Annotated in this window: 18 protein-coding genes; 11 read left to right on the top strand and 7 right to left on the bottom strand. The window is 75.2% G+C overall.

What is annotated here, in order from left to right:
• Positions 1–69: 69 nt before the first annotated feature.
• From ACWDBB_RS07050 to ACWDBB_RS07025, 6 genes are all read left to right on the top strand, one after another.
• A complete protein-coding gene (locus ACWDBB_RS07050) occupies positions 70–852 on the top strand; it encodes a 2,3-dihydro-2,3-dihydroxybenzoate dehydrogenase (protein ID WP_449788581.1) in 783 nt (260 codons plus the stop codon).
• Between the two features lie 179 nt (positions 853–1031).
• The gene (gene dhbC / locus ACWDBB_RS07045; RefSeq protein ID WP_449788701.1) at positions 1032–2243 is read left to right on the top strand and encodes an isochorismate synthase DhbC; all 1212 of its coding nucleotides are present in this window, start codon (positions 1032–1034) and stop codon (positions 2241–2243) included.
• Positions 2240–3952: a (2,3-dihydroxybenzoyl)adenylate synthase gene (locus ACWDBB_RS07040; protein WP_449788580.1), complete on the top strand. Its 1713-nt coding sequence runs from the start codon at positions 2240–2242 to the stop codon at positions 3950–3952. The genes dhbC and ACWDBB_RS07040 overlap by 4 nt, the downstream gene beginning before the upstream one ends.
• A gap of 72 nt (positions 3953–4024) precedes the next feature.
• Entirely contained in the window at positions 4025–4759 is a 735-nt protein-coding gene (locus tag ACWDBB_RS07035) for an isochorismatase family protein (protein ID WP_449788579.1), read from the top strand.
• A 5-nt stretch (positions 4760–4764) separates the two neighbouring features.
• Positions 4765–4989 (top strand): phosphopantetheine-binding protein, encoded by a 225-nt coding sequence (locus tag ACWDBB_RS07030; RefSeq protein WP_449788578.1) that lies wholly within the window; start codon positions 4765–4767, stop codon positions 4987–4989.
• A gap of 122 nt (positions 4990–5111) precedes the next feature.
• The gene (locus ACWDBB_RS07025) at positions 5112–5813 is read left to right on the top strand and encodes an AMP-binding protein (protein ID WP_449788577.1); all 702 of its coding nucleotides are present in this window, start codon (positions 5112–5114) and stop codon (positions 5811–5813) included.
• A 114-nt stretch (positions 5814–5927) separates the two neighbouring features.
• On the opposite strand, the gene ACWDBB_RS07020 is transcribed toward ACWDBB_RS07025, so the two are convergent.
• A complete protein-coding gene (locus tag ACWDBB_RS07020; RefSeq protein ID WP_449788576.1) occupies positions 5928–7118 on the bottom strand; it encodes an amidohydrolase in 1191 nt (396 codons plus the stop codon).
• A 119-nt stretch (positions 7119–7237) separates the two neighbouring features.
• On the opposite strand from ACWDBB_RS07020, the gene ACWDBB_RS07015 reads away from it, so the two are divergent.
• Genes ACWDBB_RS07015 through ACWDBB_RS07005 form a run of 3 tightly spaced genes read left to right on the top strand, consistent with a single transcriptional unit; the run spans position 7238 to position 16166 of the window.
• Positions 7238–14590 (top strand): amino acid adenylation domain-containing protein, encoded by a 7353-nt coding sequence (locus tag ACWDBB_RS07015; RefSeq protein ID WP_449788575.1) that lies wholly within the window; start codon positions 7238–7240, stop codon positions 14588–14590.
• Complete coding sequence (locus ACWDBB_RS07010) at positions 14587–14772, top strand: MbtH family protein (protein ID WP_449788574.1); 186 nt, start codon at positions 14587–14589, stop codon at positions 14770–14772. Before ACWDBB_RS07015 ends, ACWDBB_RS07010 begins: the two co-directional genes overlap by 4 nt.
• The gene (locus ACWDBB_RS07005) at positions 14769–16166 is read left to right on the top strand and encodes a DHA2 family efflux MFS transporter permease subunit (protein WP_449788573.1); all 1398 of its coding nucleotides are present in this window, start codon (positions 14769–14771) and stop codon (positions 16164–16166) included. The genes ACWDBB_RS07010 and ACWDBB_RS07005 overlap by 4 nt, the downstream gene beginning before the upstream one ends.
• Positions 16167–16170: 4 nt before the next feature.
• Here the strand turns inward: ACWDBB_RS07005 and ACWDBB_RS07000 are convergent, their stop codons facing one another.
• The 6 genes from ACWDBB_RS07000 to fhuB all read right to left on the bottom strand — a co-directional run bounded on the left by ACWDBB_RS07000 (position 16171) and on the right by fhuB (position 20819).
• A complete protein-coding gene (locus tag ACWDBB_RS07000) occupies positions 16171–16572 on the bottom strand; it encodes a hypothetical protein (RefSeq protein ID WP_449788572.1) in 402 nt (133 codons plus the stop codon).
• Entirely contained in the window at positions 16562–16834 is a 273-nt protein-coding gene (locus tag ACWDBB_RS06995; RefSeq protein ID WP_449788571.1) for a hypothetical protein, read from the bottom strand. The genes ACWDBB_RS07000 and ACWDBB_RS06995 overlap by 11 nt, the downstream gene beginning before the upstream one ends.
• Positions 16835–16979: 145 nt before the next feature.
• Entirely contained in the window at positions 16980–17186 is a 207-nt protein-coding gene (locus tag ACWDBB_RS06990; RefSeq protein ID WP_449788570.1) for a DUF397 domain-containing protein, read from the bottom strand.
• 68 nt (positions 17187–17254) lie between these two features.
• Positions 17255–17416, bottom strand: a complete 162-nt coding sequence (locus tag ACWDBB_RS06985; protein ID WP_449788700.1) for a Scr1 family TA system antitoxin-like transcriptional regulator — start codon at positions 17414–17416, stop codon at positions 17255–17257.
• Between the two features lie 26 nt (positions 17417–17442).
• Positions 17443–18573 carry an enterochelin esterase gene (gene fes, locus ACWDBB_RS06980; protein WP_449788569.1) on the bottom strand — a complete coding sequence of 377 codons (1131 nt, stop codon included), beginning with the start codon at positions 18571–18573 and terminating at the stop codon, positions 17443–17445.
• Between the two features lie 20 nt (positions 18574–18593).
• Positions 18594–20819, bottom strand: coding sequence for a Fe(3+)-hydroxamate ABC transporter permease FhuB (gene fhuB, locus ACWDBB_RS06975; RefSeq protein ID WP_449788568.1), 2226 nt, complete (start codon positions 20817–20819; stop codon positions 18594–18596).
• A gap of 107 nt (positions 20820–20926) precedes the next feature.
• On the opposite strand from fhuB, the gene ACWDBB_RS06970 reads away from it, so the two are divergent.
• On the top strand, positions 20927–21955 hold the full coding sequence (locus tag ACWDBB_RS06970; RefSeq protein ID WP_449788567.1) for an ABC transporter substrate-binding protein: 1029 nt from the start codon (positions 20927–20929) through the stop codon (positions 21953–21955).
• Between the two features lie 28 nt (positions 21956–21983).
• Positions 21984–22766, top strand: coding sequence for an ABC transporter ATP-binding protein (locus tag ACWDBB_RS06965; RefSeq protein ID WP_392872176.1), 783 nt, complete (start codon positions 21984–21986; stop codon positions 22764–22766).
• Positions 22767–23010 lie beyond the last annotated feature (244 nt).

The raw sequence follows: 23010 nt of genomic DNA, 5'->3' as shown, positions 1-23010 counted from the left end.
GCGCTCGGCGCGGGCGAACTGCTGTGTTAAGTTAGGCTTGCCTAATCTTGCTGGTCGGAGGGATGTCCTGTGCAGCAACAGTCCGAATTCGCCGGTGCCGTCGCGATGGTCACCGGGGCCGGGCAGGGCATCGGCGCGGCCGTGGTGCGGGCGCTGGTGGCCGAGGGGGCCGTCGTCGCGGCGGTGGACCGCAACCCCGAAGGGCTAGAGGCCCTGGTGGCCGAGGTGCCGTCCGCACGCCCGTACGTGCTGGACGTCTCCGACGCCCGGGCGGTGGACGGGACCGTGGAGTCGATCGAGGGCCAACTCGGGCCGATCGGCACGCTGGTGAACGTCGCGGGCATCCTGCGTACCGCCCCGGTCGTCGAACTCGCCGACGGGGACTGGGCGGACACCTTCGCCGTCAACACCACCGGGGTCTTCCACGCGAGCCGTGCGGTCGGCCGGCGGATGGCGGCCCGCGGGCGCGGGGCGATCGTGACCGTCGGGTCCAACGCCGCCGGGGTGCCGCGGGCCGGGATGGCCGCCTACGCGGCGTCCAAGGCGGCGGCCACCATGTTCACCCGCTGCCTGGGGCTGGAACTCGCCCGCTCCGGGGTTCGGTGCAACGTGGTGTCGCCGGGTTCGACCGACACCGAGATGCAGCGCGCGCTGTGGGGCGAGGACGGCGCGGCGGCCGAACGCCGGGTCATCGACGGCGACTTGGGAGCCTGGCGGGTCGGCATTCCGCTCGGGCGGATCGCCGCGCCCGCCGACATCGCCGACGCGGTGGTGTTCCTCGCCTCCGACCGGGCGCGGCACATCACCATGCACGACCTGTACGTCGACGGCGGCGCGACCCTGCGCGCCTGAGCCCGCGCGACTGACGCTGCGTGTCTGACCCCGCGTGCCTGACCCCGCGTGTCTGACCCCCTGCTTCTGACCCTGCGCGCCTGAGCGGCGCGCCGCCGGCCCTCCTCCTACCTTCCGAAGAACCGTCCCAGACTGGAGAATCCGCCGTGACCACGGTGCACCACGCCCCTGCCGGGCCGATATCCGTCGGGCCCGACGCCCCGGCGACCGCCCTCGCCGCGATCCCGGATCACGCCGTCATCGGCGCGGCCAGCGGACTGCTCGGCCAGTACCGGGCCGGCTCCGACGAGGCGTTCTTCGCCTCGCCGACCCGAACCCTGCTCGGCTCCGGCGTGCATGCCCGGGTTCCGCAGGACGGGCGGCCGCTGCCGGTGAGGGTCGCCGAGACGCTCGCCGAGGCGGCTCGGGCCGGGGTCGAACGGCCGCTGGTGGTCGGCGCGGTGGCGTTCGACCGGGACAGTCGGGTCGAACTCGCCGTCCCCGCCCGGGTCCGCACCGCCGGCGCGCTGCGCGACGACCCGCTGATCGCCCTGCCCGCTCCGCCGGCCGAGCGGATCGACTGGCGGATCCACCCGGTGCCCGCGCCGGAGGCGTACGGCGCGGGCGTCGCGGCGGCCGTCGAGCGGCTGCGCGGCGGGGAGTTGAGTAAGGTGGTGCTGGCCCGCACGCTGGAGCTGAGCGCCGCCGAGCCGCTCGACCTGCCCGCCGTCCTGCAACGGCTGGCCCGGCGCGACCCCGGCGGTCACACCTTCGCCGTCCCCTCCGGCGGCGGCCGCACCCTGATCGGCGCCAGCCCCGAACTCCTGCTCTCCCGGCGGGGAACGGCCGTGCTGGCCAACCCGCTGGCCGGCTCGGTGCCGCGCGGCGAGGACCTCGGCGAGGACGTCCGGCGCGCCGCCGCGCTGCTGGAGTCGCCCAAGGACCTGCACGAGCACGCCGTCGTGGTGGACGCCATCCGCGAGGCGCTGGCTCCGTACTGCCGCACCCTGGAGGTGCCCGAACGGCCCACCCTGGTACGGACGGCGGCGATGTGGCACCTGGCCACCACCATCCGAGGCGAGCTGGCCGACCCCGCGGTCTCCGCCCTGGAGCTGGCCTGCGCGCTGCACCCCACCCCGGCGGTCTGCGGCACGCCGACGGACGTGGCACGCCGGGTGATCGGCGAGGTCGAGCCCTTCGACCGCGGCCTCTACACCGGCATGGTCGGCTGGGAGGACGCGACCGGTGACGGCGAGTGGGTGGTCACCATCCGCTGCGCCGAGGCGGAGGAGCGGACGCTGCGGGTGTACGCCGGCGCCGGCGTGGTCGAGCAGTCCCGGCCGGAGGCCGAACTCGCCGAGACCAGCGCCAAGTTCCGCACCTTCCTGGATGCCGCGGGGGTGGCCCGGTGACGCCGCTGGACGGGTTCACCCCGTATCCCGCCGAGTTCGCCGAGCGCTACCGGGCCGCCGGGTACTGGCGCGGCGAGACCTTCGGCCGGATGCTGCGCGAGCGCGCCGCCACGCACGGCGAGCGGACCGCCGTCGTCGACCCGGGTGGCCACGCGGTGGCGGCGACGGAGCGGCGCTGGACGTACGCCGAACTCGACCGCCGGGCCGACCGGATGGCCGCCGGACTGCGCGCCCGGGGCATCCATTCCGGGGACCGCGTGGTGGTCCAACTGCCCAACGTCGCCGAGTTCTTCGAGGTCGTCTTCGCACTCTTCCGGATCGGCGCGCTGCCGGTCTTCGCGCTGCCCGCCCACCGGTACGCCGAGATCGGGTACTTCTGCTCCTTCACCGAGGCGGCCGCGTACGTGGTGCCGGCCGTCGAGGGCGGCTTCGACTACCGCGAACTCGCCGGCCGGGTACGGGCGGAGAACCCCGCGCTTCGGCTGGTGCTGGTGGCCGGCGATGACCCGGGGGAGCACGTTCGGCTCGCGGACGTGCCCTGCGACCCGCCCGGCCCGGAGGCCCGCGACGGGGAGGCCTGTGACCCGACGGCCTGTGACCAGACGATCTCCGGCGGGGAGCCCGAACCCGGGGACGTCGCGTTCCTCCAGCTCTCCGGCGGCAGTACCGGCGTGCCGAAGCTGATCCCGCGCACCCACGACGACTACATCTACTCGCTGCGCGGCTCGGTCGAGCTGTGCGGGCAGGACCAGGACAGCGTGTACCTGTGCGTGCTGCCCGCCGCCCACAACTTCCCGCTCAGCTCGCCGGGTTCGCTCGGAACGCTGTACGCCGGCGGTCGGGTGGTGCTCTGCCCGCAGCCCGGCCCGGAGACGGCCTTCCCGCTGATCCAGCGCGAGGGCGTGACCATCACCGGGCTGGTGCCGCCGCTCGCGCTGCTCTGGTTGGACGCCGCCGAGCGCGGCGCCACCGGGTACGAGAGCCTGGAGGTGCTGCTGGTCGGTGGCGCCAAGTTCAGCGAGGAGGCGGCCCGGCGGGTGCGGCCGGTGCTGGGTTGCACGCTCCAGCAGGTGTTCGGGATGGCCGAGGGACTGGTCAACTACACCCGGCTGGACGACCCGGAGGAGCTGATCACCACCACCCAGGGCCGGCCGATCTCGCCCGACGACGAGGTCAGGGTGGTCGACGACCAGGACCGCGACCTGCCCGACGGCGTCACCGGCCACCTGCTCACGCGCGGCCCGTACACCATCCGCGGCTACTGGAACGCGCCCGAGCACAATGCCGCCTCCTTCACCTCGGACGGCTTCTACCGCACCGGGGACCTGGTCCGCCGCACCCCGACCGGCCACCTGGTGGTCGAGGGGCGGGCCAAGGACCAGATCAACCGGGGCGGCGAGAAGGTCGCCGCCGAGGAGATCGAGAACCACCTGCTCGCCCACCCCGCGGTGCACGACGCCGCGGTGGTGTCGATGCCCGACCCGTACTTGGGCGAGCGCACCTGCGCGTACCTGGTGCTGCACGCCGAGCACCGTGAACAGCCGCCGAGGAGCTTCGAGTTGAAGCGGTTCGTGCGCGAGCGCGGGCTCGCCGAGTTCAAGGTGCCGGACCGGGTCGAGTTCGTCGAGGCCTTCCCGGCCACCGGGATCGGGAAGGTCAGCAAGAAGGACCTGCGCGCCGCGATCGCGGCCTCGGTGACCGGCCGCTGACCGACCGCCGACCGCCGGCTGTCTCCCTCCCCGCACGTCATCTCGCCTTCCGTCCAGTTAAGGAACACCACCGTGGGCCTGCCACGCATTCCCTCCTATCCCATGCCCGCCGCCGAGGAGCTGCCCGCCAACCGGGTCGCCTGGGCAGTGGACCCGGCGCGCGCCGTCCTGCTGGTGCACGACCTGCAGAACCACTTCCTGGACGCCTTCGACGCCGAGGCCGCTCCGGTGCCTGAACTCCTCGGCAATGTCGCGGCGTTGGCCGAGGCGGCGCGCGCCGCCGGCGTCCCCGTCGTGTACTCGGCGCAGCTCGGCGGGCAGAGCCCGGCCGAGCGCGGGCTGCAGCAGGACTTCTGGGGGCCGGGCGTCCCGGACGACCCGCGGGCCACCGCGATCGCCGAGGCCGTCGCCGCGGCACCCGGCGACACCGTGCTCACCAAGTGGAAGTACAGCGCCTTCGTGCGCACCGAGTTGGAGCAGCTGCTGTGCGAGCAGGGGCGGGACCAGCTGGTGATCACCGGCGTGTACGCGCACATCGGGGTGCAGGCCACCGCCTGCGACGCCTGGATGCGGGACGTCCAGGCCTTCGTGGTGGCCGACGCCGTCGCCGACTTCGGCCCGGCGGAGCACCGCGGCGCGCTGACCTGGGTGGCCGGGCGTTGCGGGATGGTCACCACGGCGGAGGCGGTGCTCGGGACGCTGGGGTCGGCCGCGGGGTCGGTTGTGGGGTCGGTTGTGGAGCCGGCCGCCTCGAACCTCGAGGGCGAGTACGGGACTTCGGAGCTCGAAGGGGTGGGTGGAAAGTGACGGGCATGGGCTTCACGGTGGAGCGGATCCGGGCCGAGGTCGCCGACCTGCTCGGCGAGGAGCCGGCGGAGATCCCGTTGGACGAGAACCTGGTCGACTGGGGGCTGGACTCCATCCGGCTGATGACGCTCGCCGCGCGCTGGCAGCAGGAAGGCGCCGACGTGGCGTTCGTCCGGCTCGCGGAACGCCCGGCGATCGAGGCCTGGGCCGAGCTGCTGGGCGCGGCGTGATGGCGGCGGGGGTGGACGAGGCGGTCCGGGACGTGGCCGGTGGGGCCGTGGTCTGTGGGGCCGTGGCTCGTGGAGCCGTGCCGCCCACGGCGCCCGGGCTGCCTCCGCTGCCCCGCCGTACGGTGAGGTACCCGGCGACGACGGTGGTGGGGCCGGTCGAGGCGCAGGCGGCCCGGACGCCGGATGCGCCGGCGCTGGTGCTCGCGGACGGGGAGACCGTCAGCTACCGGGAGTTGAACGCCTCGGCCAACCGGCTGGCGCGCGCCCTGGCCGCCCGCGGGGCCCGCCCGGGCGCGGTGGTCGGCCTGGCGGGGTTCCGCCGCCCGGCGGAGCTGCTCACGGCGCTGCTGGCGGTGGCGAAGTCGGGCGCGGCGTACCTGCCGCTGGACCCGACGGACGCGCCCGGGCGGCGGGAACGGCTGCTCGCGGAGAACGTGCCGGTCTGTGTGCTGGGGGAGGGGGTCGCGAGGGCGGTGACCGGGCTGGAGACGGACCACGAGCTGCCCACCGACCCGCCCCGGGCGCTGACCCCGCAGCACCTGCTCTGCGTCGGCTACGGTCCGGGCGGGCGCCCGACCGCCGTCCGGCTGACCCATGCCGAGGCGGACCGCCGGGTCCGGGACCTCCAGGCGGCCCACCCACTCGGGCCGGGCGACCGGGTGCTGCAGCTGGGCCTGCCGCTCTGGGAGTACCTGTGGCCGCTGCGGACGGGCGCCGCCGTGGTGCTCGTCGACCCGGGGCAGGAGGGCGAGGTCGGGGCGCTGGTGCGGGCGCTGGGGGTCACGGCGGTGCGGGTGGCGCCGGGAGCGCTGCTGGGCGGGTGAGGACGGGTGACGACTTTCAGCGAACAGAAGTCAGCGAACAGAAGTCGGCGAACAGATTTCAGCGAACAGATTTCGTCATCTGTTCGCTGAAAGTCGTCGGCTGTCACCCGTCGGTCAGCGCGGCTCGACCGCCGCCGCCCGCACCGCCAGGTCCGCCGCCGTCCACGCCATCCCCACCGCGCCGTCCAGCACCGCCCGCTCCGCCTCCGCGCCCAGCGCCGCCTCGGCGAACGCCGCCTCGTGCGGGGCGCAGGTGCGGCCGGTGATGTCCAGCACCGGGTGGATCGACGGCACCGCGTGCGACACGTTCCCCATGTCCGTGCGGGCGAACGGCCCGCTCTCGACCGGCTCCGGCCGACCGAGAGCCGCCGCGTTGGCCCGCCACAGCGCCAGCAGCCGGGGGTCGGAGCGCATGTCCAGGTAGTCCGGCTCGGGCCGGGTCAACTCCACCTCGCAGCCGGCGGCGAGCGCCCCGGCCCGGAAGCAGTCCTCGACCCGGGAGCGAAGCTCGGCGAGGTCCTCGGCCGCCGAGGCGCGGATCTCGTACTCGGCGCTCGCGCTGTCCGGAATCAGGTTCGGCGCCGTCCCGGCCGCCGTGGTGATGCCGTGCACCCGCCACTGCGGCGGGAGTTGCTGGCGCAGCAGCCCGATCGCGACCTGGGCGACGGTGAGCGCGTCGGCGGCGTTGCGTCCCCGGTGGGGGTCGAGGCTCGGGTGGGCGGCGCGCCCGGTGTAGCGGACGGACAGCGTGCCGAGCGCGAAGGACCGGAAGTCGGCGACCTCGACGGGGCACGGGTGGACCATCATCGCCGCGTCCACCCCGTCGAACGCCCCGGCCTCCAGCAGCAGCGCCTTTCCGGCCCCGCGTTCCTCGGCCGGTGCGCCGATCACCCGTACCGTGAGCCCGAGTCGGTCCGCGAACGGTGCGAGCCCGAGTGCCGCGCCCAGGCCGGCGGCGGCGATCAGGTTGTGGCCGCAGGCGTGGCCGAGGTCGGGCAGCGCGTCGTACTCGCAGACCAGCGCGACGGTGACCGGCCCGCTGCCGAGGCGCGCGTCGAACGCGGTGGCCAGGCCGTGGGCGGGCGCGGTGACCGAGTAGCCGTGCGCGCGCAGTAGTTCGGAGCACCATGCGGCCGCCAGGTGCTCCTCGAAGGCGGTCTCGGGGTGGGAGTGGATGCGGCGGCTGAGCGCGAGCAGTTCGGCCCTGTGGCCGTGGACGCGGTCGCGCACGGCCTGCTTGGCCTCGGCGAGAAGGCCGGTCGAGAGATCAGCCGAGGGTGCGGTCGGCGGCTCGGTCGGGGGCATGGGTGGCGTCTCCGGGTTGTCAGGGGCCCGGCCCTGTGGGGCCGTTGACCAGATCATGTGAAGTTAGATTAGGCTAACCTAAGTAAGGCGTTCCGGATCCCCGAGGAGCTCTCCACCCCATGCCTGCCGTCGAAACCCAGATCGCCGACCGCCAGACCGCCGACATCCCGCTGCTCGCCGCCCAGTCGGCCATCTGGTACGCCCAGGCCCTCGACCCCGCGAGCCCGGTCTACAACACCGGCGACGCCGTCGAGATCACCGGCCCGCTCGACGAGGACCGGTTCGAACAGGCGCTGCGGCAGGCGGTGGAGGAGGCGCAGGCGCTGAGCGCCGTCGTCGTGACCGGTCCGGACGGCACGCCCCGCCAGCGGCTGCGTCCCGGCCGACGCTGGCCGCTGCACCGCCTCGACCTGCGGGCCGCCGCCGACCCGGCCGCCGAGGCCGAGACCTGGATGCGCGCCGACCTCGCCCGCCCGGCCGACCTCGCCGAGGGCCCGCTGTTCGCCCACGCGCTCATCCGGCTCGCCGAGGGCCGTCGGCTCTGGTACCGCCGGATCCACCACCTCGCCGTCGACGCCTACGCGTTGACCCTCCTCGGCGAGCGGGTCTCCGCCCTCTACACCGCCTGCACGACCGGAGTCGAACCCGCTCCGAACCCCTTCGCCGGACTCGCCGCGACCGCCGCCGAGGAGGCCGCCTACCGGGAGAGCGCGGAGTACGAGGCCGACCGTGCCCACTGGTCCGCCCGGATGGCCGACGCCGACACCCCGGCCACCCTCCCCAGCGCCCCCGAACCCGCCACCCCCGAACCCGCCACCGACAACGCCGCCACCGCCACCCTCGAACCCGCCACCGACAACACCAGCGCCGGCAACGCCCCCGCCGAAACGATCCGCCTCACCGCCGACCTGCCCCCCGGCACCCGCGACCGCCTGCAGCGTGCCGCCGACGCCGTCCGCGCCACCTGGGCCGAACTGGTCCTCGCCGCCACCGCCGGCTACCTGCACCGCCTGACCGGCACCCGGGACGTCGTCCTCGGCCTGCCACTCGCCAACCGCCGCGGCCCGGCCGCCCTGCGCACCCCCGTCGCCACCGCCAACGTGCTCCCGCTGCGCCTCGCCGTCCACCCCGCCGACAGCGCCGAGGCCCTGCTGCGCGCCGTGGTCCGCGAGCTGCGCGCCGTCCGCCGCCACCAGCGCTACCCGCTGGAGGAACTGCGCCGCGACCTCGGCCGCACCGGCGACCGTCGCGCCCTGTTCGGCCCGATGGTCAACATCAAGGCCTTCGAGAGCGACCTCGACCTGGCGGGCCTGCCCGGCACCGTCCGCAATCTCGCCGCGGGCCCGGTCGACGATCTCGCCGTGAACGTCTCACCCGGCCCGGACGGCGCGCTGCGCCTGGTCATCGACGCCGACCCGGTCCGCTACGGCCTCGCCTCCCTCGCCGCTCACCGCGACGGCCTGCTGCGCTACCTCGACGCCCTCGCCGACCTCCTGCTCATCGACCCGCGGACGCCGATCGCCCGGATCGACCTGCTCGACCCCGACGGCCTGCGCCGCGCCACCGAAGGCCGCACCGAGCCCCCCGTCGAGCGGACCGTGCCCGAGCTGTTCGCCGCCCAGGCCGCCCGCACCCCGGACGCCGTCGCCGTCCGCTGCGGCTCAGCGGCCCTGACGTACAAGCAACTCGACCGCGCCGCCGACCGTCTCGCGCACCGCCTGACGGCCCTCGGAGTCCGGGCCGGCGCACCGGTCGCGATCGCCCTGCCGCGTGGTACCGACACCCTGGTCGCGATGCTCGCCGTCCTCAAGGCGGGCGGCGCCTGCGTCTCCCTCGACCTCGCCCACCCGGCGCAACGCCTGGCCGCCGTACTGGCCGACGCCCGCCCGGTCTGCGCCATCGGCACCGCCGAGGCCCTCGCCGGGCTCGACCTGCCCGCCGACCTGCCCACCGTCCAGCCGGGGGAGGCGGACCCCGAGCCCGCCGAGGCCCCGCCCGCACCCCGACTCCACGACCCCGCCTACGTGTTGCACACCTCGGGATCCACCGGCCGCCCCAAGGGCGTGGTGGTCACCCACGCCTCGTTGGCCAACCTGCACGCCGGCCTCGGTGAGGACCACATCGCCCCCGCCGTGCGCCGCGCCGGCCGCGACCGGCTGCGCGTCGCCCACAGCGCCTCGTTCGCCTTCGACGCGTCATGGGACCCGGTGCTCTGGATGGTCCACGGCCACGAGCTCCACCTGCTGGACGACGCCACCTACCGCGACCCGGCCGCGCTCGCCGCCCAGCTCGACCGCGAGCGCATCGACTACCTCGACCTCACCCCCTCCTACCTCGAAGTCCTGCTCGCCGAAGGCATCCTGGACGAGGGCCGGCACCGCCCGTCCGTCCTCGTGGTCGGCGGCGAGGCCACCCCGCCCGCCCTCTGGCAGCGCCTGGCCGCCGTCCCAGGCCTGCACCCGGTCGACCTCTACGGCCCGACCGAGACCACCGTCGACGCCTACGCCTGGACCCCGGGCCCGGACGGCGCCCCGCGCGGCCGGGTGGTGCGCGGCTCCCGCGCCTACGTCCTGGACGGTTCGCTGCGCCCCGCGCCCGACGGCGTCACCGGCGAGCTGTACGTGGCAGGCGCCTGCCTGGCCCGCGGCTACCTCGGCCGCCCCGACCTCACCGCCGAACGCTTCGTCGCCGACCCGTTCGGCCCGCCCGGCGGCCGGATGTACCGCACCGGCGACCTCGCCCGCCGCCGCCCCGACGGCACCCTGGAGTTCCTCGGCCGGGCCGACGACCAGGTGAAGATCCGCGGCTTCCGGATCGAGCCCGGCGAGATCGCCGCCGTCCTCGCCGAACTGCCCGGCGTCGCCCAGGCCGTGGTGATCGCCCGCCCCGGTCCGCAGGGCAAGCGCCTGCTCGGCTACGCCGTCCCGGAGAGTGGCAGCACGCCCGACCCGGACGGGCTGCGCGCCGCACTCGCCGCCCGGCTGCCCGCGCACTTGGTCCCGGCGGCCGTGCTGCTGCTGGACGAACTTCCGCGCACCTCCCACGACAAGCTCGACCACCGCGCCCTGCCCGAGCCGACCGCCGTCGCCGAGGGCGCCGCTGCGGCCACGCCCCGGGAGGAGCTGGTCTGCGGGCTGTTCGCCGACGTCCTCGGCCTGCCGCAGGCGCCGGGCCGGGACGCCTCCTTCTTCGACCTCGGCGGCCACTCGCTGCTCGCCGGGCGCCTGGCCGCCCGACTGCGCGACACCTTCGCCACCCCGGTCGGGTTCGCCGACGTGTTCCGGCAGCCGACCCCGGCCGGCCTCGCCGCGCTGCTCGCGGAGGCGTCCGGCAGGGGCGCGGAGACCGAGCGCGGACCCGGCCCCGTTCCGGTGCCGCGCACCGACCGGATGCCGCTCTCGCCCGCCCAGCGCGGCCTCTGGTTCCTGCACCGCCTCGAAGGCCCCAGCCCGACCTACAACATCCCGCTGGCGCTCACCCTCACCGGCCCGCTCGACCGGCACGCCCTCACCCTCGCCCTCGGCGACCTCGTCGCCCGGCACGAAGTCCTGCGCACCGTCTACGGGGAGGAGCCGGACGGCACGCCGTACCAGCGCATCCTTCCCTCCTGCCCGGTCGAACTGCACGAGGGGACAGGCGAGTTGGCCGCGGCCGTCCGGTACGCCTTCGATCTGTCCGCCGAACCTCCGCTGCGCGCCACGCTGTTCGCCGGGGTCGCCGCACCGGTCGGACCCTCCCCGTCCGCCGGGGTCGCCGCACCGGTCGGACCCTCCCCGTCCGCCGGCGGCCCGGAGCGGCACACCCTGCTCCTGCTGCTGCACCACATCGCCGGCGACGGCGCCTCCACCACCCCGCTGCTGCGCGACCTGGCCGCCGCCTACACCGCCAGGACCGCCGGGCGCGAACCCGAACTCCCGTCGCTCACAGTCCAGTTCGCCGACCATGCGGTCTGGCAGCGCGAGCGGCTCGGCACCGCCGACGCGCCCAGCCCGCTCGCCGTCCGGCAGGCGGAGCACTGGCGCGCCGCGCTCGCCGGGCTGCCCGACCAGCTGCAGCTGCCCCTCGACCGCCCCCGCCCGGCCGTCGCGGGCCACCAGGGCGCCACCGTGCCCTTCGCGCTCGGCGCCGAGGCGCACGCCGCCCTGGCCGGGCTCGCCAGGGCCGCCGACAGCACCGTCTTCATGGCCGTCCAGGCCGGGCTCGCGGCCCTGCTCACCCGGCACGGCGCCGGCACCGACATCCCGGTCGGCACCCCGGTGGCCGGCCGCGAGGACGAGGAGACCGCCGCGCTGGTCGGCTACTTCGTCAACTCGGTGGTGCTGCGCACCGACACGTCCGGCGACCCCACCTTCCGCGAGCTGCTGGCCCGGGTCCGCGCCGCCGTGCTCGCCGCGCACGAGCACGCCGACCTGCCCTTCGGCCGACTGGTCGAGGAGCTCAACCCGGCCCGCTCGCTCGCCCGCCACCCGCTGTTCCAGGTGATGCTCGCCTGGCAGAGCCGCCCGGACGAGCGGATCGACCTGGGCGGCGGCCTCACCGCCGAGGTCGCCGCCATCCCCAGCGGCACCGCCAAGTTCGACCTCACCCTCAATGCCGGCGAACTGCCCGGTGGCGGCATCGGCGGCTTCCTGGAGTACCGCACCGACCTCTTCGACGCCGCCACCGTGGCCGCCCTCGGCGAGCGCCTGGCCAGACTGCTCACCGCCGCCGCGAGCGCCCCCGACACCCCGATCGGCCGGCTGCCGCTGATCAGCGAGCAGGAGCGGCAGCGCGCCCTGGTCGATTGGAACGGCACCCCCGTCGCCTCGACGAGGCGGAGTGTGACCCTGCCCGAACTGTTCGAGGCGGCAGCGGCGGCCAACCCGCGGGCCATCGCGGTCAGTTACCAGGACGAGCAACTCGACTACACCGAACTCGGCGCCCGCGCCGACCGGCTGGCCCGGCTGCTGGCCGCCGAGGGCATCGGCCCCGGCACCATCGTCGCGCTCGCCCTGCCACGCTCGCTCGAACTCGTCGTCGCCCTGCTGGCGGTGGCCAAGTCCGGCGCCGCGTACCTGCCGCTCGACCCCGACTACCCGGCCGACCGGCTCGCCTACATGCTGGCCGACGCCGCCCCCGCCGCGCTGCTCACCGACCGTGCCACGGCGCCCCGGCTGCCCGCCCACGAGGCGCGCCGACTCCTGGTCGACGGGCCGGAGCCCGACCGCCAACCGGCCGTCCCGCTGGCCCAGCACGAGCGCACCCGCCCGCTGCGCGCCGAGGACACCGCGTACGTCATCTACACCTCCGGCTCCACCGGCCGCCCCAAGGGCGTGCCCGTCACCCACCACAACGTGGTCCGGCTGTTCGACGCCACCGATCACTGGTTCGGCTTCGGCGCCGAGGACGTGTGGACGCTGTTCCACTCCTACGCCTTCGACTTCTCGGTCTGGGAGCTGTGGGGCGCCCTGTTGCACGGCGGCCGGCTGGTCGTCGTCCCGCACCTGGTCAGCCGCGACCCGGCGGCCTTCCTGGAGCTGCTCGCCCGCGAGCGGGTCACCGTGCTCAACCAGACGCCGTCCGCCTTCTACCAGCTCAGCGCCGCCGACCGGGACCGCCCCGGCAGCGAACTCGCCCTGCGCTACGTGGTGTTCGGCGGCGAGGCGCTCGAACTCGCCCGGCTGGACGACTGGTACGACCGGCACGCCGAGGACGCGCCCACGCTGGTCAACATGTACGGCATCACCGAGACCACCGTGCACGTCTCGTACGTCGCCCTCGACCGGGCGAGCGCCGCCGCCGGAAGCAGCAGCACCATCGGCGTCAACATCCCCGACCTGCGGGTCTACGTCCTCGACCAGCACCTCCAGCCCGTCCCGCCCGGCGTCACCGGCGAGATGTACGTGGCCGGGGCGGGCCTGGCCCGCGGCTACCTGGGCCGCCCCGAGCTGACCGCCACCCGCTTCGTCGCCGACCCGTACGCCGGGCTGTTCGGCGAGCACGGCACCCGGATGTACCGCTCCGGGGACCTCGCCCGCCGCCGCGCCGACGGCGTGCTGGAGTACTTCGGCCGCGCCGACCAGCAGGTCAAGCTGCGCGGCTTCCGGATCGAACTCGGCGAGATCGAGGCCGTGTTGGCCGCTCACCCCACCGTCGCCGACGCCGCGGTGGTGGTCCGGGAGGACGTGCCGGGGGACAAGCGACTGGTCGGCTACGCGGTGGCCGCCGGTGCCAACCCGGACGGGCCGTCACACACCGCGGTGCCGGAGGAGCTGCGCGCCCACACCGCCGCCGAACTGCCCGCCCACATGGTGCCCTCCGCCGTCGTCCTGCTCGACCGCCTCCCGCTCACCGCCAACGGCAAGCTCGACCGCCGCGCCCTGCCCGCCCCCGAGGCCCCCGCCGCGGGCGCCGGCCGCCCGCCGCGCACCCCGCGCGAGCAGCAGCTGTGCGAACTGTTCGCCGAGGTCCTGGGACTGGCCTCGGTCGGCGTCGAGGACGACTTCTTCGCGCTCGGCGGGCACTCGCTGCTGGTCGTCCGGCTCGCCGGGCGGATCCGCGAGGTGCTCGGGCTGGAGGTCGGCATCGGCGCCCTGTTCCAGGCGTCCACCGTGGCCGCCCTGGACGCCGCCCTCGCGGCGGGCGCGCCGGACACCGACGCCCTGGACGTGCTGCTCCCGCTGCGGCCCGCCGCCCCCGGCCGGCAGCGCCCGCTGTTCGCCGTCCACCCGGCCGGCGGCCTCAGCTGGTGCTACACCGGCCTGATCCGCAACCTGCCCGGCGAGGTGCCGATCTACGGCCTCCAGGCCCAGGGCGTCGGCGCGGCCACCGCCACCCGGCCGCTGCCCGGCACCCTGGAGGAGTTGGCCGCGCACTACGCCGAGCGGCTGCGCGAGGTCCAGCCCTCAGGGCCGTACCGGCTGCTCGGCTGGTCCACCGGCGGGATCATCGCGCACGCACTGGCCGTACGGCTGCAAGAGCTCGGCCAGGACGTCGAGTTGCTGGCGATCCTGGACGCCTACCCCGCCGAGGGCTTCCGCGAACTGCCCGTCCCCGACCAGGCCGAGGCGCTGGAGGCGCTGCTCACCATGGGCGGCTTCGGACCGGAGGACCTGGACGGCCGCCCGCTCGAACTCGGTGCCGTCACCGAGCTGTTGCGTCGCGAGGGCAGCCCGCTCGCCGGGCTGGACGAGGCCACCGTGGCGGCGCTGAACGGGATCTACCTCAACACCAACCACCTGGTGCGCGGCTACGACCACCGCCGCTTCGACGGCGACGTGCTGTTCTTCCGCGCCACCGTCGACACCATTGACGACACCCTGGTGCCCGAACTCTGGGAGCCGTACGTGTCCGGCCGGATCGCCAACACCGACGTGGCCTGCTCCCACAAGGACATGACCCTGCCCGCCCCGATCGCGCACATCGCGAGTGTGATCGCCCACCACCTCGCCGACCTCCCGAAGGCGACCGACGATGGAGAAGACCACCGATGAGTGACGCCCCCGCCAACCCCTTCGACGCCGACGGCGAGTTCCTCGCGCTCGTCAACTCCGAGGGACAGCAATCCCTGTGGCCCGCCTTCGCCGCCGTCCCGGCCGGCTGGGACATCGCCCACGGCCCGTGCGAGCGAGCGGCCGCCCTGGAGTGGATCACCGCCAACTGGACCTCCCTGTGACCCCTCCGGCAGTCCAGGCCCCGGCGCGCCCCCTGCTCGCGGGGCGTGCCGCGGTCGTGGTCGTCTACACGGCCGCGATGTGCATGAACGGCCTGGACTCGACCATCGTCAACCCGGCGCTGTTCAGCATCGCCGAGGACTTCGGACGGCCGGTCTCGGCGGCCAACGCCGTGGAGACGGCCTTCCTGGTCGGCCTCGCCCTCGGCCTGCCGGCGGCCGGCTGGCTGGGCGACCGGTACGGCGTCAAGCGGGTCTTCCTCGGCTCCCTCGCCGCCTTCACCCTCGCCTGCGCGCTCTGCGCGGCGGCCCCCGGCCTGGGCGCGCTCTCGGCCGCGCGGGCCGTCCAGGGCGTGGCCGGCGGGCTGCTCACACCGGTCGGGATGACCCTGCTGTTCCGGGCCTTCGCCCCGCACGAGCGGGCCGGCCTGGGTCGCATCCTGATCGTCCCGACCGCGCTGATGCCCGCCCTCGGGCCACCGCTCGGCGGCTTCCTCACCGAACACCTGTCCTGGCACTGGCTGTTCCTGGTCAATGTGCCGATCGGGGCGGCGGCCGTGGTCATCGGCCTGACCGGCCTGCGCGGCGCGGAGGAGGAGCCCCCGGCCGGCCGCTTCGACACCACCGGCTTCCTGCTCGCCACCCCCGGCCTCGGCCTGCTCACCTACGCCCTCGGCTTCGGCCCGGCGCACGGCTGGACCTCCCCGGGCGTGGCCCTCGGCGGGCTGCTCGGACTGGCCCTGCTCGGCGCCGCCGTACGGCACCAACTGCGCACCGCCGAAGCGCTGGTGGACATTCGGCTGCTGGCCGACCGCACCTTCGGCGCGGCGAGCTGGCTCGCCCTGCTGACCTCGGCCGGGCTGATGGGCGCACTGTTCGTGCTGCCGCTGCTCTACCAGGCGGCGCGCGGCGCCTCGGCCCTGGACGCCGGGCTGAGCGTCTTCCCGGAGGCGATCGGCCTGATGGCCGCCTCGCAGGTGGTGGACCGCCTGCTGCCCCGCCTCGGCCCCCGCCGACTCGCCCTGCCCGGGCTGCTGCTGGCGGCGCTCGTCCTTGCCGCGCTCGGCTTCGCCGAGAACCCCTGGGCCGTAAGGGCGTTGATGTTCGGCGTCGGCCTGATCCTGGGCACAGCGGTGCTCACCGTCCAGATCGCCGGCTTCGCCGACGTCCCGCCGCCCGCGATGGGCCGCGCGATGAGCCTGTTCACCATCCTGCGCACCCTCGGCGGCGCGCTCGGCATCGCGGCCACCGCCGCGCTGCTCGGCGCGCTCGGCGACGCCACGGGCGCCGGCCCCTACCGCCTCGCCCTCCTGCTCACCGCCGCCCTGGTCGCCGCCGGCGCCCTACTCGCCGCCCGGCTCCCGGCCGAGGCCCCGGGCCCGCCGCCGGAGGACTGAGCCCTCAGCCGGTGGTCCGCCCGGACGCGCGCTGCGGCCGGGCGGACAGCCACCACACCGCGCCCAGCAGCAGCGCGCCCGGGGCGATCCCGGCGACCGCGCCGACGACGGCCGTCGGGGCGCCGCGGAGGGCCAGCACCAGTCCGCCGACCCAGCACAGTGCCATCGCGGCGCCGAGGACGCGCAGCGCGGGCCGCCGCAGGAGGGCGGCGAGGTCGAAGGTGCGGCCCGCCGGCTCCTCCCGGCCGCCCCAGCGCTTCCCGACCCCGATGACTCCGAGGAACGCGGCCACCGAGAGCACCCGCACCGGCACCTCGAAGGCCAGCGGCAGGGCTCCCGCGCCGGCTTGGAGGAATACCAGCCCGATACCGGCTCCGACGGACCGGGTGGTTCGTTCAGTCGACATGGGGGCAAGTCTGGTGCCTGGTCTGATCGTTCGACAAGCCGTGTCCCTCGGCCTCGGCCAGCACCTCGGCCACCCCGTGCCACGGCCGGTACCCCAGCACGGCCGAGGCCCGCTCGGACACGTAGACGCGGTCGACGGAGGAGGGCAGGTCCCATCCGAGCCGCCCGAACCCGGTCGCCGCCGCGGGCAGCCGCTCCGCGACCAGGGCCGCCGGATCCCGGTGCACCTCGCGGCCCGACCCCCGCAGCAGCCGAACCACCACGGACCCCACCAACCCGGCCGACCCCGTCACCACCACGTGCCCCACGCGCCCCACCCCTCCGTACGCCTAGATCCGCCGAGCCTACGGCGCGACCCGCGGGACCGCGCCGTAGGCTCGGAGCCGTACCGTGCCCGGGGCTTCTCCCCTATCGGGACCGACCGGCCCCGGGCGTGGCGAGGCGGGCGAAGCAGACGAAGTCGGCCCAGGATTCCGTGGTGAAGGTGAGTTGGGGGCCGGTCTTGTCCTTGGAGTCGCGGACGTGGATGATGCCCGGGGTGCGGGCGACCTCCACGCAAGCGTCACCCTCACTCCCGCTGTGACTGGACCTGAACCAGACCAACTCGCGATTCACTGATCCTCCACCAGCTTGTTGATGAACCCAGCCGCCTGCTCCGGCGTGAGAGCCTGTCGGAGGATCCTTTAATGGCGTTGGCTCAGGAGCTGTACCTTGTCGACGTCCGAGTACAGCCGCCCGCCAGCTTGGCCCTCTTCATAGGCGATCCGCTTGTGTTCGGGCAAGTCGAGGAGAATGAGCTGTCCTTCCAGGCCAGGGTGGAAACCCTCCGACGGAACGACCTGGATGACGACGTTGCGTTGCGTGGCGACCGTCAGTCCGAAATCATCCCTCCGGGTGACCCCAGCAGGTGCGCCAGCCCGTCCGCCAACCCGCCGCGCCAGCAGGCGTAGTCGTGGCCGCCGTTGAACTCGCGGTAGGCGAGGTCGTAGCCGCGGGCCGTGAGGACGTCGCGCAGGTGGCGGTTCTGGGCGAGGAGCATCCACTCCTGGAGGCCGACCTCGACCCAGAAGCGGGCCGGGCGCCGCTCCTCGGCGGCGAAGCGGCGGGTCAACCACTCGCTGCCGGCGTCGAACTCGGTCTCGTCCGGCCACCAGAAGGACCCGGACTGGCAGAGCGCGTTGCCGAAGTGCTCCGGGCGGCGGTAGGCCGCGTAGGCGGCGGTGAGGCCGCCCGCGCTCTGGCCGGCGATCACGGTGGCCGAGGGATCGGTGGTCGCGCCGAACTCCGCCCCGGCCCAGGGCAACAGGCGGTCGGCGAGGAGGTCGACGAAGGCCGGGTTGCAGCTCAGGTCGTCCGGCCGCTTCGGGCCCATGGTGTGGACGAGCAGGGCGACGGTCGGCGGGATGGCGCCGTCCGCCGTCAGGTTGTCGAGGGTGTCGCCGACGGAGAGCACCTCGCCCCACATCTCGCCGTCCAGCAGCACCGCGATCGGGTACGGGCCGCCGTCCGCGCGGTGCCCCGCTGGCAGGTGGACGTCCACCCGCCGCCCGGCCTGCGTGCGGGCGAGCGTGCGTCCGCGCGGCACGCCCTCACGCCGGCGCACGTACGGCTGCGCGGGCGCGGCGGGCAGGCTGAGCACCGAGGACGGGTGGCGGCCGTCGCGGGCGGGCAGCCGGGGCTCGGTGTCGTGCGGGTCGGGGCGGGCGTGGTCGAGGACGCGCAACCAGTCGGGGCGGGTGGCGCCGGGGGCCTCGCCCCGGAACGGGTACAGCTGGTAGGAGGCGCGGTGGTCCGCGCGCAGTCGGTAGGTGATCGACCACGCCCCGTCCGTCTGGCGTTCCATCAGGTGTGGTGTCAGGTCGCCGGCGTGGCGGTCCTTGTCGGTGACGGTGTGCAGCAGGGCGAGCACGCCATCGCAGTCCCCGCCCCGGTGGGTGAAGGTGACCAGGCGGTAGGCCGGGTCGGCGGGGTCGGGCGCGATCAGCGGGGAGCGGGTTTCCACGGTGGGGCCTCCAGGAGTGGTCACGCGGGGCTGCCCTTGCGGCCGAGCAGCACCCAGAGCAGGAAGGGGCCGCCGAGGACGGTGGTGACGATGCCGACGGGGATCTCCACCCCTGCGAACAGCACCCGCCCCAGCGTGTCCGCGAGCACGACGAGCAGGGCGCCGGTCAGAGCGGAGCCGAGCACCGGCACCCGCGCGGGCCCGGCCAGCCGCCCGGCGATCACCGGCGCGGCCAGCGCCACGAAGCCGACCGGCCCGCAGACGCCGACCGCCAGCCCGGCCAGCGCGACGGACAGCAGCAGGCAGGCGAGCCGGACCCGGCCCGGGTCGACGCCGAGTGCGGAGGCGACGCTGTCGTCGAAGCGCAGCACCGCCAGCCGACGGGCCACCACCAGCGCGATCGGCACCAGCGCCGCCAGCCCGATCAGCGCGGGCGTGGCGACGGCGAGGTCCCGCCCGTTGAGGCTGCCGTTGGTCCAGATGTACAGCGAGCTCGCCGAGTTGAGCGAGCGCCGGGCCATCGCGACCTGGATGACGGCCGAGGCCAGCGCGGACATGGCGAGCCCGACCACCAGGACCCGGTAGCCGCGCGCGCCGAGCCCGCCGGAGGCCAGGGTGACGACCAGGACGGCGACCAGTGCGCCGAGCGGTCCGGCCCACCAGGCGCCGAAGGTGCCCGCGGTGCCGGCGGAGATCAGCACGGCGGCCGTCGCGCCGTCGTTGACGCCGAGGAGTTCGGGGGTGGCCAGGCGGTTGCGGGCGAGGGTCTGGGTGAGGCAGCCGGCCAGGCCGAGGGCGGCCCCGGCGGCGAGCCCGGCGACGATCCGGCCGAGCCGGAACTTCTGCACCAGCAGCACGTCCAGCCGGTCGCCGTGGCCGAACACGGCCTGGAAGGTACGGGCGAGGTCGAGTTCGCTCTGCCCGGCGTGCGCCGAGACCACCACGGCGGCCAGCAGCGCGGCGGCCAAGCCGAGCGAGGCCAGCAGGGCCCGGTGCGGCAGCAGCAGTGACCAGGTGCCGTACCGCAGCGCCAAGTCCGGCTTGGGCGCGGCAGCTTCGCCCCGGCGAGCGGCGGCCGGCGCGGACTCGGCGGGGTCGGCCATGGACAGCGCGGCGGAGCGCCGCGAGCGGACGATCGCGATCAGGGCCGGGGCGCCGATCAGTGCGACGATCACCGACACCGGCGCCTCGAAGGGCCGGGCCACCACCCGGGCGAGCACGTCCGCGCCGGTCAGCACGGCGGCGCCGAACAGCGCGGCGAGCAGGGTGAGCCGCCCGACCCGGGGGCCGGCGACGGCGCGGGCGAGGAAGCCGGAGAGCAGTCCGAGGAAGGCGACCGGCCCGGCCAGTGCGACCGCGGAGGCGGTCAGCAGGGTGACGGCGACGGCGACGGCGGCCCGGATGGCGCCTGGCCGGTGGCCGAGGCCGCGGGCGAGGTCGTCGCCGAGGGCGAGTGCGGTCAGCGGCCGGGTGGTGAGGGCGGCGAGCAGGAACCCGGCGCCGAGCACCGGGGCGAGCTGGCGCAGCGTCGTCCAGCCCTCCACCCCGGCCAGCGAGCCGAGCACCCATACCCGGTACCGCTCGTACGCCTCGGGGGAGTTGACGATCAGCACGTCGGTGAGCCCGCGGAAGACCGCCGCGACGGCGGAGCCGGCGAGCACCAGCCGCATCGGCGAGCCGCCGCCCCGGGTGCTGGCGACCAGCAGCACCACGGTGCTGGCGAGCACCGCGCCGCCGAAGGCGAAGGCGAGGTAGCCGAAGGAGGTCTGCACGCCGAGCACGGCGATGCCGAGCACGACGCCCAGCGAGGCGCCGGCGTTGACGCCGAGCAGCCCGGTCTCGGCCAGCGGGTTGCGGGTGACGGACTGCAGCTGCGCCCCGGCGACGCCGAGCGCGGCGCCGACCAGTAGGGCGGTGAGGGTGCGCGGCAGTCGAAGGTCGCCGACGACCAGGGCGAGCCGGCCGTCGGCGCGGGCGCCGTCGCGGTTCAGCAGGTAGTCCAGCACCCGGCCGGGGCCGACCTCGCCGGCGCCGACCGACAGCGAGAGCGCGGCCAGGGCGAGCAGCAGCACCACCACCGCTGTGACGGCCGGCCAGGTGGGGCGGGGGCCCTCCGTGCGCTGCCCGGACTGCCCGGACTGTCGGGGCCGCCCGGGCCGCCCGGGCCGCCCGGGCCGTCGGGGCTTCGGCGCGGTGGCGGGGGGCGCCGGGGGCGCCGGGTGGACGCCGACTTGCGACAATGTCATAAGGTAAGGCTAACCTAACGATCGAGCCTGTCTGTGGGGCACCCCCGCTCCGTCGAGCTGCCCGGACCTCGCTCAACTCCCTTACCAGCATTGCCCCGGAGGCCCCCATGTCGTTCGCCCGTCGCCCGCTCAGCCCCGTCCGCCGCCGTGCGGCCCAGGCGCTGGCCGTCACCGGGGCGGCCGCGCTCCTGCTCGCCGGCTGCGGCTCCTCCGGGTCCTCCTCCTCGGGCTCGTCCACGGCCGCCTCCCCGGCGGCGGACGCGGCCGGCGGCGGCAAGGGCGGCAGCGGTGACAAGCGGACCGTCAAGGACGCCACCGGCAAGGCGGTCGAGGTCCCCGCCGAGCCCAAGCGGATCGTCACCCTCACTCAGGAGGACCTGGACGCGGTGCTCGCCCTGGGCGTCAAGCCGGTCGGCATCACCAACGGCCAGGGCCTGGCCGAGCCGCCCGCGTACCTCAAGGACAAGGTGCAGGGCGTCCCGGTGGTCGGCAACCTCCTCCAGCCCGTGATGGACAAGGTGATCGCCGCCAAGCCGGACCTGATCCTGGCCGGCGACATGCAGGACGAGCAGGTGCTCAAGCAGCTGCGCGAGATCACCCCCGCCACGCTGGTCACCATGGCGCCCACCGACGACTGGAAGCTCGCCTTCCGCGGCATCGGCAACGCCGTCAACAAGCTGGACCAGGCCAACAAGGTGATCGGCGACTACGAGGCCAAGGCCGCCAGGGCGGGCGGTGAGCTCACCAGGAACAAGGGCGCCGCCGTGTCCATCGTGCGCTGGAACCCCACCGGCCCGAGCTGGATGGAGAAGAAGCAGTTCGCCAGTGGCGTCGCCCTCGACATGGGCCTGACCCGCCCGGCCGCCCAGGACAAGGACGGCAACGCGCACAGCCCGGCGCTCAGCCTGGAGAAGCTGGGCGAGATCGACGGCGACTGGCTGTTCCTCTCCACCCTCACCGACGACGGCAAGGCCGCGCTCAAGGACGTCCAGTCCAAGCCCGCCTACCAGGAACTGGGCGCGGTGAAGAACAACCACACCGTCACCGTGGACGGTTCGGTCTGGTCCACCCGGGGCGGCCCGCTCGCCGCCGACGTCGTCATCGGCGACTTCTCCAAGGCGCTGGGCGGCAACTGAGCGCGCGCCGGGCGAGGGGGAGACTGCCATGGAGTTGACGATCGAGGGTCTCAGCGCCGGCTACGGGCCGGGGCGCCCGGTGCTCGGCGGCGTCGACCTCACCGTACCGGCCGGGCAGGTGGTGGCGGTGGTCGGCCCGAACGGCTGCGGGAAGTCCACCCTGCTGCGGTCCGTCGCGAGACTGCACCGGCCGGACGGCGGACGGGTCCTGGTCGGCGGCGAGGACGTGTGGCGGCTGCGCCCGCGCCAGGCCGCCCACCGGGTCGCGCTGCTGCCGCAGAGCCCGCAGGCCCCGGAGGCGGTCACCGTGGCCGGGCTCGTCCGCTACGGCCGCCACCCGCACCAGGGACTGTTCCGCCAGTGGTCGGAGCAGGACGAGCGGCTGACCGCCGAGGCCCTGCGCGCCACCGGCGTCGAGGACCTCGCCGACCGCCGCCTCGACCGGCTCTCCGGCGGCCAGCGCCAGCGCTGCTGGCTCGCCATGGTGCTCGCCCAGGACACCCCGGTGGTGCTGCTCGACGAGCCGACCAGCGCGCTCGACCTCGGCCACGCGGTGGAGGTGCTGGAACTGGTCCGCCGGGTCGCGGCGGGCGGGCGGACGGTGGTCATGGTGCTGCACGACCTCGCGGCGGCCGCCCGCTACGCGGACCTGCTGGTCGCGCTGCGGGACGGCGCGGTGGTGGCCTGCGGGCCGCCGCGGGAGGTGGTGGACGCGCCGCTGGTGCGCGCGCTGTACGACATCGACAGCCATGTGCTCGCGGCGCCGGGCGACGGTGCGCCGGTGATCGTGCCCCGGGCGCCGCTGGGTTGAGGGGCCGGGGGCCAGGGGAGCGGGGGCCGAGGGGCCGGGGCCGGGGGCTGAAGGACGGGCGGGGCGGCTGCGTGGGGGCAGCAGCCCCGCCTTTCTCCGCTTCTTCGATCACTCGTTCGAGTGGTTTGAATTCACCATGTCAGGGCCCGGGTCACCCCGCCCGTCGCGTTGTCAGTACCCCTCGCTACGTTCCTCGCATCGCTGGTCAGCAAGGCGATCGACAGGTGTTTCCCGGTGGGAGGAG

The sequence above is a fragment of the Kitasatospora sp. NPDC001095 genome, assembly GCF_053598615.1.
Note: the sequence above shows the minus strand (reverse complement) of the source record. Positions and strands in the feature narration are given on the sequence as shown.

Coding starts and splice junctions, on each gene's coding strand:
- ACWDBB_RS07020 (WP_449788576.1), bottom strand. CDS start 7,118: ATGCCCCCGACCGAGCCGCCGACCGCACCCTCGGCTGATCTCTCGACC.
- ACWDBB_RS07010 (WP_449788574.1), top strand. CDS start 14,587: ATGAGTGACGCCCCCGCCAACCCCTTCGACGCCGACGGCGAGTTCCTC.
- ACWDBB_RS07030 (WP_449788578.1), top strand. CDS start 4,765: ATGGGCTTCACGGTGGAGCGGATCCGGGCCGAGGTCGCCGACCTGCTC.
- fhuB (WP_449788568.1), bottom strand. CDS start 20,819: ATGACATTGTCGCAAGTCGGCGTCCACCCGGCGCCCCCGGCGCCCCCC.
- ACWDBB_RS06965 (WP_392872176.1), top strand. CDS start 21,984: ATGGAGTTGACGATCGAGGGTCTCAGCGCCGGCTACGGGCCGGGGCGC.
- ACWDBB_RS07015 (WP_449788575.1), top strand. CDS start 7,238: ATGCCTGCCGTCGAAACCCAGATCGCCGACCGCCAGACCGCCGACATC.
- ACWDBB_RS06970 (WP_449788567.1), top strand. CDS start 20,927: ATGTCGTTCGCCCGTCGCCCGCTCAGCCCCGTCCGCCGCCGTGCGGCC.
- ACWDBB_RS07000 (WP_449788572.1), bottom strand. CDS start 16,572: ATGTCGACTGAACGAACCACCCGGTCCGTCGGAGCCGGTATCGGGCTG.